The organism is Spongiibacter sp., assembly GCF_984394615.1.
On sequence record NZ_CFHTQA010000003.1, the window covers coordinates 138,536 to 150,413 of the forward strand.

Genomic DNA, 11,878 nt, shown 5'->3' on the forward strand with positions numbered 1-11,878 from the left:
CCTAGATTAAAAACTTTGCCACTCTATCAATGGCAGGGATTTAGGGCAAGGCGCAAGTATGATAAGTTTACGGGCTTTTCCTAAGCCGGGTCGGGCATGCCCCCGACGATCGCAGGTGCCGCCACAGGCGCCACTCCAACAGGAATGAACCATGAGTTTAGAACAGAGCGACATCGCCAAATTGGCAAGACTCGCGCGCATCCGTATTACGGAAGAAAGCAGCGAAGAATTGCGCCAGCGAATCGGCGATATTCTCGGCATGATCGACACTATGCAGGCCGTTGACACTCAGGCGATCGAACCGATGGCCAACCCCCACGATGCCAGCCAGCGGCTGCGCGCCGACGTGGTTACAGAGACCGACCAGCGCGAGCATTTCCAGCGCATTGCACCCAGCACGGAAGACGGGCTGTATCTGGTGCCCAAGGTCATAGACTGAGCCCCACTCGCCCACGCCACAGAATTGAGAGAGCAGACGCCACCATGCCAAGCCACACCGTTGCCGACCTGTTGCGCGGCCTCGCCGCCGGCGACTTTTCCAGTGAAGAGATCACCCGTCAGTACCTGAACGATATCGAACAGCGCGACGGTCACTACAACAGCTTTATTAGCGTGACTGCCGAGCAAGCCCTGGACCAGGCCCGCGCCGCGGATGCCGCCCGCGCCAACGGCGAAGCAGGCAGCCTGAATGGTCTGCCGATTGCCCACAAAGATATCTTCTGCACCGAAGGCGTCCGCACCAGTTGCGCCTCCAAAATGCTGGATAACTTCATTGCCCCCTACAGCGCCACCGTGGTGGAAAAAATGGCCGCCGCCGGGGCAGTCATGCTGGGGAAAACCAATCTGGACGAGTTCGCGATGGGCTCCTCCAATGAAACCAGCTTTTATGGTGCTGTGCGCAACCCCTGGAACCGGGACAAAGTGCCCGGCGGCTCATCAGGCGGCAGCGCCGCCGCCGTAGCCGCGGGGCTGGCACCTGCCGCCACCGGCACCGATACCGGCGGCTCAATCCGCCAACCGGCGGCGCTCTGCGGCCTGACCGGTCTGAAGCCCACTTACGGACGAGTATCGCGTTACGGCATGATCGCCTTTGCCTCCAGCCTCGATCAGGCCGGACCGATGGCCAGAACCGCCGAAGATTGCGCCCTGCTGCTGCAAAGCATGGCGGGCTTTGACGCCAAAGACAGTACCTGCATGGATGTGCCGGTGCCGGATTACCACGCCGCGCTGGATCAGGATCTTCGCGGCCTGAAAATCGGCGTTCCCAAGGAATACTTCAGCGCCGGACTGGACAGTGCCATTGGCGATGCCGTTCACGCCGCACTGGACGAGTACCGCAAACTCGGCGCCGAAATCGTCGACATCACCCTGCCACACACCGAACTGGCAGTGCCCTGCTACTACGTTATTGCCCCAGCAGAAGCCTCCACCAATCTGTCGCGCTTCGACGGTGTGCGCTACGGCTACCGCTGCGAAAACCCGCAGGATCTCGATGACCTGTACACCCGCACTCGCGACGAGGGCTTTGGCGAAGAAGTTAAACGCCGGATTCTGGTCGGCACCTATGCGCTGTCGGCGGGCTTCTACGACGCTTATTACCGGAAGGCGCAACAGATTCGCCGCCTGATCAAGAACGACTTCACCGAGGCGTTCAAGCAGGTCGACCTGATCGCCGGCCCCACCGCGCCGAACCCGGCGTTTGGCCTGGGTGAGAAAGTCAGCGATCCCGTCACCATGTACCTGGAAGACATCTACACTATCGCCGTCAACCTTGCAGGCCTGCCCGCACTGTCAATGCCGGTTGGCCTTACCAACGGCCTGCCCGCCGGCATGCAGCTGATCGGCCGCGACTTCGACGAGGGCCGCCTGCTGGCCGCCGCCCACCAATATCAGCAAGTCAGCGACTGGCACCTGCGCCGCGCGCCCGACTGCGAATAAGGAGAACGCCAATGCAATGGGAAGTGGTCATTGGCCTGGAAGTACACGTCCAGCTCACCACCCAATCCAAGATTTTCTCCGGCGCCAGCACCGCCTTTGGCGCGGCGCCCAACACCCAGGCCTGCGCGGTCGATCTGGCGCTGCCCGGCACGCTGCCAGTGCTCAATGAGCAGGCCGTGAAAGATGCCATCCTGTTCGGTCTGGCCATCGATGCCGAGATCTGCCGCGATTCAGTATTCGAGCGTAAAAATTATTTTTACCCCGACCTGCCCAAAGGCTATCAGACCAGCCAGATGGACAAGCCCATCGTCGGTCCCGGCGTGGTAGAAATTCGCCTGGAAGACGGCAGCACCCGCAATATTCGCATTCATCACGCCCACCTTGAAGAAGACGCAGGCAAATCCCTGCACGAAGACTTCCAAGGAATGAGCGGCATCGACCTTAACCGTGCAGGCACACCGCTGATCGAGATTGTATCCGAACCGGACATGCGCAGCGCCGAAGAAGCGGTTGCCTATCTGCGCAAGATTCACTCCATCGTCACCTACCTCGGCATTTCCGATGGCGATATGTCGCAGGGCTCCATGCGCTGCGACGCCAATGTTTCAGTGCGCCTTAAAGGCGAAGAGGAATACGGTACCCGCGCCGAAATCAAGAACATCAACTCCTTCCGCTTTGTCGAGCGCGCCATCAAGGTTGAAGCCCAACGCCAGATTGATCTGCTGGAAGACGGCGGCACCGTGGTGCAGGAAACCCGCCTGTACGACAGCGACAAAAACGAAACCCGTTCGATGCGCAGCAAAGAAGAAGCTAACGACTACCGCTACTTCCCCTGCCCGGATCTGCTGCCGGTGCGCATCGAGCAGTCGCTGATCGACGAGCTCCAATCCGGCATGCCCGAACTTCCGGATGCCAAACGCACCCGTTTTGAGAGTGAGTACGAGCTCTCCGCTTACGACGCCAGCCTGCTCACCGCCGAGCGCAGCACTGCCGATTATTTTGAAGCCACCGCAACGGCAGCGGGCGACGCCAAGTTGGCCGCCAACTGGATCAATGGCGAACTGTCTGCGGCCCTTAATCGCGACGGCAAGTCGCTGCGCGATTGCCCGGTCAGCGCCGAACAGCTTGGCGGACTGATACTGCGCATCCGCGACAACACTATCTCAGGCAAAATCGCCAAACAGGTGTTTGAAGCCCTGTGGAACGGCGAGGGCGACAGTGCCGATGCCATTATTGACGACAAGGGCCTGAAACAAGTCTCCGACAGCGGCGCGCTGGAGGTGATGATCGATGAGGTTATTGCCGCCAATACCGCCCAGGTGGAACAGTACCGGGAGGCCGACGACGGCAAGCGCAAGAAACTGATCGGCTTCTTTGTCGGCCAGATCATGAAAGCCTCCAAAGGCCAGGCCAACCCCGGCATGGTCAACCAGTTACTCAGTAAAAAGCTCAACGGCTAAACCGCCGTTTATAGGATCAGCAATGAAAAAAGATAAAGAAAAGGTATTGGACGAAGTCTGGACCGAAGACCGCGTTCGTGAGTTTCTGAACGTCGAAGCCAAAGCGGGCGTCGACGCCGATTTTCACCGCTTACTGAAAGCTTACCAGAGCATGCGCGCCGACGATTTTGAGCTGTTCATCGGCATGTTCCTGCAAGCCGACGGCAATATCAACGCGGTGGACGGCAGCGGCCGCAGCGTACTGAGCTACGCGAAAGAGCACCGCAACTCCGCCGACTATGTAGCCGCCCTGGAAGCCAACGGCGCACAGTAAGCCCCGCACTCGGCCGCGTCTAATTTTGGGAGCGGCCTCGCGTCAGCCGGTCGCGATTTTCCTGTTTTTTCCGCTCGCTCTTTTTCAATAGTACATACACGGCCCCCGCACCGCCGTGCTGCGGCTGCGCGCTGCAGAATGCCTGCACCTCGTCAATTTGTGGCAGCCAATGGGCCACATGAGACTTCAGCACCGCCGCACCGGACTGGCTGTGGTGCCCCCGGCCGTGAACAATAATCAGCGTTCGCAAATCCATCGCCATGGCGTCGCGAATAAAGCGGAAGACCTGCTCCCTCGCCTGCTCAACGGTCATCTTGTGCAGATCAAGTCGCGCCTCAATGTCGTACTTCGCCTGCTTCAGCTTACGGTAGACACCGTACTGAACGCCCTCGCGACGAAATTCAACGATATAGTGGGGGTCCAACATGGGGATTTCGCTGCTGGACAGAAAGTTGCGGGGAGCCTGACTCGCCGTTGCTGCCAGACGACGCGCGCGCTGCGCCAACGCATCACTTTCCTGCTTTTTCTTCAGGGCAACGCGGGCATCATTTCGCAAAGGTTGGACGCCGAGCATCTCCTCGGCAAACAGCTTGTCGTCATCTCTCATTGCAGCCTCACTTCCATCGCCATCACCGCTCTTACGCGATTTACAGTATTATCGATGGATGACAAGGGAAACTGCAAACAACCAGCTTTGCCCACTGTGCGAAGGTGAGAATCACTGCGCTATCGCCGCTGGGCAGGCCGCTGCCAGTTGCTGGTGTATGACGACGGAGATCAGCGACAAAGCAAAAAAAGCGGCGGCCGAAGCGGGGCCACCGCAGCGCTGCATCTGCCCCGGCTGTGCACAGCGCGGCGCGGTCAGGATTTATTCGCCGTAGCTGTCCAGCTTCTTGTGGTAGGCATCACAGGCTGGCGTACTGGTGTCGGCTTCCAATTCCTCACAACTGAGCACCGCCATCGACTTCATACAAGCCACTGCCGGCTTGTACAGCGCGTGGCTCTCCATGCCACTCGCCTGAAAGCTCGCCAGCATGGAGCCACACATACCCTCAAGCTGCTGATTGATCATTGCCATCATCTCCGGTGGAATTTCTTCTCCCACCATGCTCGCTTTCGCGCACATCTTGCTCTTTTCACACAAGGCGTTGGCAGCCTGTTCAAATGGCTCCGCAACAGCGGGCAGTACCAGCCCCATCAATACAGCAGCAATCCATGGCTTGATCGTCATTTTTGTTCCTCAATAATCAACACTTTCAGTGTCGCCCCCGAAGAGGCACCCAATACCCGGCCGTGAACGACTTCGGCCCGGCCGTTTGCATCCACAATCCCGACAAGTGTTCCTTTCGGGTAGTCACTGAGATCACCGGATACATGCACCGTCTGCCCCGGAGAAAGCACCGTGATGTCGTCGACCTTGAGCGGCGGCGCCGCCCACGCCAAATTCCCGGCCAGCAACAACGCAGGCAATACCTTTCCTTTCATACACACTCTCCATTACAGGCAGGATGACACGGACATTTAACGGTGAATGATGGCGCTCGACAAGCCCAAATCACTGCGTCGCGAGCCGCTTCACATCAACGCGCCCCTACTCGGTGATGATGGCAAGCTCGCTACTGGGAGTCTTTTCGCTTTTCGATTTGGTGGCGGTCCTCTGTCATACCGATTTGCCAGTAACCGCTGGCATACAGTCGGTCACGTGGCACGGCCCTATCACCGACCATGTAGCGGCGAATAGCGCGAACCGCCCCGCTTTCCCCCGCCACCCAGACTGCCGGGGAACCGGGAAGCCAAGTCTTGGCCTTAACCGCATCCACCAAGCCATTACTATCCAATTCCGGGTGAGGATTGACTCGCCACTGTACCGCTATCCCCTCGGGGAATGGCAGCGCCTGTCTGTCAGCGGGATCGAGGATGTCGAGAACCGCATAGCCTTTAGCCTCGGAGGGTAATCGCTCGATATTTGCCGCAATCGCTGGAAGGGCTGACATATCACCGGCAAAAAAGAACCAGTCGGCCTGCCAGTCGACAAACTTTGGCGCACCTGGACCGGCAAACCCCACACGGTCTCCAGGCGCGGCCGCTGCTGCCCACGCGGATGCCGGCCCGTGGTCTGCATGCATCATAAAATCCACATAGATTTCACCGCGTTCGGCATCGAAGTGACGCAGGGTATACGTGCGCACAATCGGCCGCTCTGCCTCCGGCATCTCCGCAAACGGCGGCAGGGCAATACTGCTTTGCCCTGGACGCGGCAGCAAAAGCTTGAAATTCGCGCTCTCGCAACCCGGTGGAAAATCACTCAGCTCACCACCGAGCACCAGTCGCCGCATATGGGGCGTCAGCACTTCATTACGTAGAACAGTTAACATTCTGGGAGACGGTCTGGACATAGCATTCCTCATAGCGAGGCGGAACAGGCTTGTGCCCGACCGCCACTTAGTAGACAATATCAACCATATTCAAACTAATTGACTTTGTCAACAAATGAGCTCTGATATCCGCAACACCATCTGGCATCTGGCCTTCCAATTCAAAGTCAGCGCCAAGCACGCGATTCGCGACAGAGGCCTTCCTCTAAACGGCATGCATGCGCGAATGCTCAGCCTTATCCAGCACCAGGAGCGCTGTACGGCCAATCAACTCGCGACCACAACCGGTCGAGACAAAGCCCAAATTACCCGGCTACTGAAAGAGCTGGAGGACATGGGACTCCTTACCCGCCGCCCCCATCCCAGCGACAAACGCAGCCAACTTCTCACTCTCAGCACTGACGGCCAGGCGCTGATGGCAACCGTCGAAAAAGCCGAACACGCTGTCGAAGCACAAATGCTGAAAGGCCTCAGCCAAGACGAGGTCGCCTCGTTCCTAAAGCTGGCCGAGAAAATGCTCAATAACTTGCAGGGCAACTGAAGCCAGACTTGCGGGCAAACGTCTGTTAGCACTGCATCTTTCACGCGCTGACGCTACACTGCAAAATTCGTTAACCGGACTGGATGTCATCACTATGAACCCTCTCAGCGGCCCCCAATACCTGTTTCGCGGCTTTGAGCTGCTGCGCCTGCCTGGCATCCGTCTGTTTGTGGCCCTGCCCCTGCTGATCAATACCATAATCTTCGGCACACTGAGTTACCTCGCCTTCGACTATTTTTCTCACTGGATAAACCAACTGGTGGCCTGGCTCCCCGACTGGCTGGATTTCCTCCAGTGGCTGCTCTGGCCGCTGGCGGTCATTCTGGTTCTGGCGGTGGTGATGTATTTATTCAGTACGATCGCCAACATCATCGCCGCGCCTTTCAACGGCCTGCTTGCAGAAAAACTGGAGGAGCATCTCTGTGGGGTTGAGGTCGAGGCAAGAGAGACGCTGGTACAGGCGCTGGCGAGCTTTCCTCGCAGCATCGGCAGGGAGTGCCGAAAACTGCTGTATTACGCGGGATTTGCGATTATTACGCTGATTGCCAGTTTTATTATTTCGCCCATGGCACCGCTGCTGTGGTTCGCCCTGAACGCCTGGATGATGGCGATTGAGTACTGCGATTACCCGATGGACAACCACAAGCTGAGCTTCGCAGAAGCACGGCGGCGTATCGGCAGCCAGCGTGCGACCAGCTTCAGCTTTGGTGCACTGGTGATGTTGGGCACCATGGTGCCGATATTGAACCTGTTTATCATGCCCGCCGCCGTGTGCGGTGGCACGCTGATGTGGGTAGAGCGAATGAAGGGAATGGAAAAGCGCGCTTGAGGCGCGCTTATTTCAGCAATACTTCCGGGGGTTGCTCGCAATTGAGCTTCATACCAAGTTCGGCCTCGATATCCGGCAGCAGGAAGGCATCATCTTCACAGGCAAAACTGATTGACGTTCCCGTTGCTCCTGCCCGGCCAGTACGGCCAATACGGTGTACGTAATCGTCAGGTTCTTCCGGCAGGGTATAGTTGACCACGTGACTGATGCCCTTCACGTGAATCCCCCGCCCCGCCACATCCGTGGCAACCAGACAGTTGATCTCGCCGTCTTTGAACTGCTGCAAGGTACGTGAACGCTTATTCTGAGGGATTTCTCCAGACAGAATACCGCAGCGAACGCCGGCTTTGCACAGACGCTCATGCAGGCGGCGCGTCTCATCCCGGCGATTGGCAAAGATAATAATGCTGTTCACATCCGGCTGCTTAACAATGTTCAACAGCACCCGGAATTTATCCTGAGACTCCACCAGGTACACCCGTTGATCGACGGTATCCGTCGCCACCGACTCGGGTTCGATCTCGATTTTTACCGGGTCCAGCGTCCACTGCTCCGTGAGGCGGACAATATCTTCGGTAAAGGTCGCACTGAACAGCAACGTCTGGCGGTGGGTTTTGCGAGGAGTGAGGCGAACAATGCGCTTCACCTGGGGAATAAAGCCCATATCCAGCATACGGTCGGCTTCATCGATCACCAGCAACTCCACCTGATCCAGATACAGATCACGGCGCCCGGAAAAGTCCAGCAACCGGCCCGGCGTGGCGACCACAATATCGACCAGGTCGTTATTCAAACGATCAAGCTGCTTCTGATAATCCATGCCGCCAATCAGTGTGACAACATTCAGACCACAGTATTTGCCAAGCTGACGCGCATCCTCACCAATCTGCACCACCAACTCTCGAGTCGGCGCAATCACCAATGCCCTCGGCTCACCGGCAAAGCGCTCGTCTTCTACCGGGTTATTCAGCAGGTCATTAAAGATCGTGATCAGGAATGCCGCTGTTTTACCGGTACCCGTCTGGGCTTTGCCGATCACGTCATTACCGCGGAGAGTATGCGGCAGGGACGCCGCCTGGATCGGAGAGCAATACTGAAATCCGGCGTCAGCAATGCCATGCATCAGGCTCTCGTCGAGGCCGAGATCATGAAAGCGCGTTTTGCCCTCTTCTTCCGGCACCTGAAACTGATCAAGGCTCCAAGCTTGCTGTGGCGGTTTTTTCTTGGCGCGGGAGCGCTTGCGGCCACCGGCGCGACTATCGCTTTGTCGCTCGGCGTTTTTTGATTGATCGGAGGAGTCAGCGGGCGTGGGCGCAGCGGAGCGCTTGGCCTCGGCTGCGGTGTTATCGTCCGCCTTTGCGGATGAGGATGAAAACAGCTTCCTTAGCAAAATGATCTCTTCTTCAGAATTGAACAATAATCGAGCATTCTACCATCATTCGTCGCCCGTTAGACCAGCAGCATCGGAATCCGCCGACTCAGGGGAGCGAACAGCCGGGGCACTGGCGGGGCGCGACGACACCAGCGCGGCTCGCGCCTGCCGGTCGAGATAATCATCCAAGCTCAACCATCGCCCAGCTCCGGTGAACAACAGTGCCAGCAGCATGATGAAATAGGTCGCCGCCTGCTCAATACCATTATTGATCACGGCGAAGCTCCCCTTCTCAGTCAGCCAGTCCCCGTTGCCGTGTTCGCTCATCAATGCTTCGGCCCGCTGGAGACGGCGCGCGACATCCAGGCTGTTTTCCAGGCTGTCTCTTGCCGCAGGAATTCCGATGTCGGCCAGAGGTTTGGCCACGCTTCTCATGGGCTCACTGGGGGCGACGGTAAACCAGCCGTGTTGCCAGTGAACCGTAACAGCCGCTACCAGCATGGTGATCATCAGCGGCAGACTCACCCACCGTACAGCCAGCCCAAACAGCAGACAGAATCCACCTACCAGCTCGGTGTACGCCGCGAGATAGGCCATCAACACCGGCTCGGGAAACCCCAAGCCCTGCCCAAACCAGCTGATAATCTCATCGATGTGATACGCCTTGTATAAACCGGCAGCCAGCATGACCGGCGCCAGATACAGACGCATTAACAGCGGCGCCAGAAAGGCTAAGTGACGCAAGCGGCCAAACAGGCCGTCGTGAAGCCAGTAGTAACTGCGCAAAATGGCGTTCATGAAATGCTCCTTCTTTTATTATTATTCGCGCGTTTTTTATAGTGACGCACTATAGCACTGAAGGAAACGGCCGCGTGTGTGTCAATTATCGCCGTGCACACACCGGGCAATCAGGGTCTCGAGGCAAACGAAACTGGCGAAGCTCCATCGTCAGGGCGTCAATCAGCAACAAGCGGCCGATTAGCGGCTCACCGAATTGTACGAGGCATTTGATGGCCTCGATGGCCTGAATACTACCCACCATTCCCACGACCGGCGACAGCACACCGGCATTGGCGCAGTTCAGCTCGTCGCTGCCTTCCTGGTACAGGCAGCGATAGCAGGGACTGTCATCCCGACGCATATCGTAAACACTGACCTGTCCTTCACCGCGAATCGCGGCGCCGGAAACCAGCGGCACTTTCGCTGCCACGCAGGCCGCATTCAGGGCAAACCGGGTCTCGGCGTTATCCGTGCAATCCAGCACCACATCCACCGCAGCCACCGCCTTCGCCAGGCCATCACCGGCCAGGCGCTGCTCGTAGCCATGTATCCGCACCTCGGGATTCAAGGCCGTCAAGGTATCGGTGGCGGACGCCACCTTACTGCGCCCGATATCAGGGGTGCTATGAACAATCTGGCGCTGCAAATTACTCAACTCCACGCCGTCGTCGTCGGCCAGATCCAACTGCCCTACGCCCGCCGCGGCCAGATACATGGCAACGGGAGAGCCCAAGCCGCCAACACCGACAATCAGTACTCGACTGTTCAGCAGCCGCTGTTGGCCGACCACATCCAGCTCGGGCAGAAGAATATGACGACTGTAGCGCAATAGTTGCTCGTCGCTCAGCTCAATACCGCTCATACCGACTCTCCCGCCCATTGCCCCAGGGTATAGCGCTCATTGTCACCGTAGTCACGACCACTGCGCACCCCGGCAAAACCGACGGCCTTCAGCACATCGCGAACCGCTGCGGCCTGCTGGTACCCGTGTTCCATCATCAGATACGCGCCGGGCTTAAGATATTGCGGCGCCTGCTGAGCAATGCGCCTCAGGTCGCCGAGCCCATCGTCGTCGGCCACCAGCGCTGAAGCGGGTTCAAAGCGCACATCTCCCTGCCGCAAATGGGGGTCATCTGCGTCGATATAGGGTGGATTGCTGACAATCAAATCAAACTGTGGGCCGGGCGTGAAAGCCGCAAACCAGTCAGATACCTCCAGCGTCACATTTTCCAGTCCCAGTGACGCTTTATTGCGCTGTGCAAGCGCTACGGCGGCGGGAGACTTGTCTACCGCCCGACACTGCCAACTCGGCCATTCGCTGGCCAACGCCAGCGCCAGCGCGCCGGTACCCGTGCCCAAATCCAGCAACGCCCCGGCGTCGCTGTCAGTGAACAGCATCAATGCAGCCTCCACCAAGCTTTCGGTATCCGGGCGGGGAATCAGGGTATCTGCCGTTACCGCCAGTGGCAGCGACCAGAACTCCCGAACACCGAGGATATGCGCAATGGGCTCGCCGTTCAGGCGGCGCGCCAGCAGTTGCTCAAACTGTTTCTGCTGCAGCTCATCCAGCTCGCGTTCCGGCCAGGTGTAGAGATAACTTCTCGGGCGATCAAGCACATGGCAAAGCAGCAGCGACACATCCAACGCCGGACTATCGCTGAGCGACTGCAACGCTTGCTGCATCGCCTGCGCCTGCCCGATGGTCAGTGCCGCCACTTGCGCTTACTCCGCCATCGCCGCCAGCAGGTCAGCTTGATGCTCCTGCCGCAACGGCCCCACTACTTGATCAACGTCGCCCTGAATAAACTCATCGAGCTTGTACAGCGTGAGATTAATACGGTGATCGGTCACCCTCCCCTGAGGGAAGTTGTAAGTGCGAATCCGCTCCGAGCGATCACCACTGCCTACCAGATTGCGCCGCTCATCGGCCTGCGCCTGCTGCTGCTCGCTCTGGCGAACATCGTTGATGCGCGCCGCCAGCAGCGACATGGCCCGTGCGCGGTTTTTGTGTTGTGAGCGCTCATCCTGACACTCCACGACAATGCCGCTGGGAATATGGGTGATGCGCACCGCCGAGTCGGTCTTGTTAACGTGCTGACCGCCTGCGCCACTGGCGCGGAAGGTGTCGATACGCAAATCGGCCTTGTTGATCTCCACCTCTTCAGAGGCTTCCGGCTCCGGCATGACCGCCACCGTGCAGGCCGAGGTATGAATCCGCCCCTGGGACTCCGTCTCCGGCACACGCTGCACCCGGTGCCCGCCAGACTCAA

The 11,878-nt window shown here is 58.4% G+C and carries 16 protein-coding genes; 7 read left to right on the plus strand and 9 right to left on the minus strand.

The genetic code is table 11. From position 1 onward, the window contains the following. The first annotated feature begins 151 nt into the window (after positions 1-151). From gatC to AC5DB9_RS02510, 4 genes are read left to right on the plus strand one after another with little or no spacing between them, the layout of a single operon-like run. Positions 152-439, plus strand: coding sequence for an Asp-tRNA(Asn)/Glu-tRNA(Gln) amidotransferase subunit GatC (gatC, locus tag AC5DB9_RS02495; protein ID WP_022959624.1), 288 nt, complete (start codon positions 152-154; stop codon positions 437-439). Between the two features lie 44 nt (positions 440-483). Beyond that, a complete protein-coding gene (gatA, locus tag AC5DB9_RS02500; protein ID WP_272993874.1) occupies positions 484-1,938 on the plus strand; it encodes an Asp-tRNA(Asn)/Glu-tRNA(Gln) amidotransferase subunit GatA in 1,455 nt (484 codons plus the stop codon). Between the two features lie 11 nt (positions 1,939-1,949). Beyond that, complete coding sequence (gatB, locus tag AC5DB9_RS02505; RefSeq protein WP_273009544.1) at positions 1,950-3,398, plus strand: Asp-tRNA(Asn)/Glu-tRNA(Gln) amidotransferase subunit GatB; 1,449 nt, start codon at positions 1,950-1,952, stop codon at positions 3,396-3,398. Between the two features lie 22 nt (positions 3,399-3,420). Then, positions 3,421-3,711, plus strand: a complete 291-nt coding sequence (locus AC5DB9_RS02510; RefSeq protein ID WP_022959627.1) for a PA4642 family protein — start codon at positions 3,421-3,423, stop codon at positions 3,709-3,711. 19 nt (positions 3,712-3,730) lie between these two features. Here AC5DB9_RS02510 and smrA read toward each other — a convergent pair whose 3' ends face one another. Then, positions 3,731-4,318, minus strand: coding sequence for a DNA endonuclease SmrA (gene smrA, locus AC5DB9_RS02515; RefSeq protein WP_022959628.1), 588 nt, complete (start codon positions 4,316-4,318; stop codon positions 3,731-3,733). 58 nt (positions 4,319-4,376) lie between these two features. Between smrA and AC5DB9_RS02520 the strand changes: the two genes are divergently transcribed. Further along, positions 4,377-4,592, plus strand: a complete 216-nt coding sequence (locus AC5DB9_RS02520; protein WP_353744089.1) for a cysteine-rich CWC family protein — start codon at positions 4,377-4,379, stop codon at positions 4,590-4,592. Here AC5DB9_RS02520 and AC5DB9_RS02525 read toward each other — a convergent pair. The 3 genes from AC5DB9_RS02525 to AC5DB9_RS02535 form a co-directional block, all read right to left on the minus strand. Beyond that, positions 4,580-4,942, minus strand: coding sequence for a hypothetical protein (locus tag AC5DB9_RS02525; RefSeq protein ID WP_272994249.1), 363 nt, complete (start codon positions 4,940-4,942; stop codon positions 4,580-4,582). The two genes, AC5DB9_RS02520 and AC5DB9_RS02525, sit on opposite strands and share 13 nt — an antisense overlap. Next, positions 4,939-5,196 carry a hypothetical protein gene (locus tag AC5DB9_RS02530; RefSeq protein ID WP_272994251.1) on the minus strand — a complete coding sequence of 86 codons (258 nt, stop codon included), beginning with the start codon at positions 5,194-5,196 and terminating at the stop codon, positions 4,939-4,941. The genes AC5DB9_RS02525 and AC5DB9_RS02530 overlap by 4 nt, the downstream gene beginning before the upstream one ends. 131 nt (positions 5,197-5,327) lie before the next feature. After that, complete coding sequence (locus tag AC5DB9_RS02535; protein WP_272994253.1) at positions 5,328-6,086, minus strand: siderophore-interacting protein; 759 nt, start codon at positions 6,084-6,086, stop codon at positions 5,328-5,330. Between the two features lie 115 nt (positions 6,087-6,201). Between AC5DB9_RS02535 and AC5DB9_RS02540 the strand changes: the two genes are divergently transcribed. Then, positions 6,202-6,627, plus strand: coding sequence for a MarR family winged helix-turn-helix transcriptional regulator (locus AC5DB9_RS02540; protein ID WP_272994255.1), 426 nt, complete (start codon positions 6,202-6,204; stop codon positions 6,625-6,627). Positions 6,628-6,721: 94 nt separating this feature from the next. Next, a complete protein-coding gene (cysZ, locus tag AC5DB9_RS02545) occupies positions 6,722-7,456 on the plus strand; it encodes a sulfate transporter CysZ (RefSeq protein WP_272994256.1) in 735 nt (244 codons plus the stop codon). 7 nt (positions 7,457-7,463) lie between these two features. On the opposite strand, the gene rhlB is transcribed toward cysZ, so the two are convergent. The 5 genes from rhlB to AC5DB9_RS02570 all read right to left on the minus strand — a co-directional run. Then, complete coding sequence (gene rhlB / locus AC5DB9_RS02550; RefSeq protein WP_028968418.1) at positions 7,464-8,846, minus strand: ATP-dependent RNA helicase RhlB; 1,383 nt, start codon at positions 8,844-8,846, stop codon at positions 7,464-7,466. A gap of 45 nt (positions 8,847-8,891) precedes the next feature. After that, positions 8,892-9,626, minus strand: a complete 735-nt coding sequence (locus AC5DB9_RS02555) for an HvfX family Cu-binding RiPP maturation protein (RefSeq protein WP_272994258.1) — start codon at positions 9,624-9,626, stop codon at positions 8,892-8,894. Between the two features lie 85 nt (positions 9,627-9,711). Continuing rightward, positions 9,712-10,455 carry a molybdopterin-synthase adenylyltransferase MoeB gene (gene moeB / locus AC5DB9_RS02560; protein ID WP_414711337.1) on the minus strand — a complete coding sequence of 248 codons (744 nt, stop codon included), beginning with the start codon at positions 10,453-10,455 and terminating at the stop codon, positions 9,712-9,714. Between the two features lie 11 nt (positions 10,456-10,466). Beyond that, positions 10,467-11,291: a peptide chain release factor N(5)-glutamine methyltransferase gene (prmC, locus tag AC5DB9_RS02565; RefSeq protein WP_335986577.1), complete on the minus strand. Its 825-nt coding sequence runs from the start codon at positions 11,289-11,291 to the stop codon at positions 10,467-10,469. A gap of 39 nt (positions 11,292-11,330) precedes the next feature. Continuing rightward, the coding region (locus AC5DB9_RS02570; RefSeq protein ID WP_491732023.1) for a peptide chain release factor-like protein at positions 11,331-11,878 on the minus strand (548 nt) is incomplete at its 5' end.

Excerpts from the sequence above, each read along its gene's own strand:
- gatC (WP_022959624.1), top strand. The coding sequence starts at position 152 with ATGAGTTTAGAACAGAGCGACATCGCCAAATTGGCAAGACTCGCGCGC.
- gatA (WP_272993874.1), top strand. The coding sequence starts at position 484 with ATGCCAAGCCACACCGTTGCCGACCTGTTGCGCGGCCTCGCCGCCGGC.
- gatB (WP_273009544.1), top strand. The coding sequence starts at position 1,950 with ATGCAATGGGAAGTGGTCATTGGCCTGGAAGTACACGTCCAGCTCACC.
- AC5DB9_RS02510 (WP_022959627.1), top strand. The coding sequence starts at position 3,421 with ATGAAAAAAGATAAAGAAAAGGTATTGGACGAAGTCTGGACCGAAGAC.
- smrA (WP_022959628.1), bottom strand. The coding sequence starts at position 4,318 with ATGAGAGATGACGACAAGCTGTTTGCCGAGGAGATGCTCGGCGTCCAA.
- AC5DB9_RS02520 (WP_353744089.1), top strand. The coding sequence starts at position 4,377 with ATGACAAGGGAAACTGCAAACAACCAGCTTTGCCCACTGTGCGAAGGT.
- AC5DB9_RS02525 (WP_272994249.1), bottom strand. The coding sequence starts at position 4,942 with ATGACGATCAAGCCATGGATTGCTGCTGTATTGATGGGGCTGGTACTG.
- AC5DB9_RS02530 (WP_272994251.1), bottom strand. The coding sequence starts at position 5,196 with ATGAAAGGAAAGGTATTGCCTGCGTTGTTGCTGGCCGGGAATTTGGCG.
- AC5DB9_RS02535 (WP_272994253.1), bottom strand. The coding sequence starts at position 6,086 with ATGTTAACTGTTCTACGTAATGAAGTGCTGACGCCCCATATGCGGCGA.
- AC5DB9_RS02540 (WP_272994255.1), top strand. The coding sequence starts at position 6,202 with ATGAGCTCTGATATCCGCAACACCATCTGGCATCTGGCCTTCCAATTC.
- cysZ (WP_272994256.1), top strand. The coding sequence starts at position 6,722 with ATGAACCCTCTCAGCGGCCCCCAATACCTGTTTCGCGGCTTTGAGCTG.
- AC5DB9_RS02555 (WP_272994258.1), bottom strand. The coding sequence starts at position 9,626 with ATGAACGCCATTTTGCGCAGTTACTACTGGCTTCACGACGGCCTGTTT.
- prmC (WP_335986577.1), bottom strand. The coding sequence starts at position 11,291 with ATGCAGCAAGCGTTGCAGTCGCTCAGCGATAGTCCGGCGTTGGATGTG.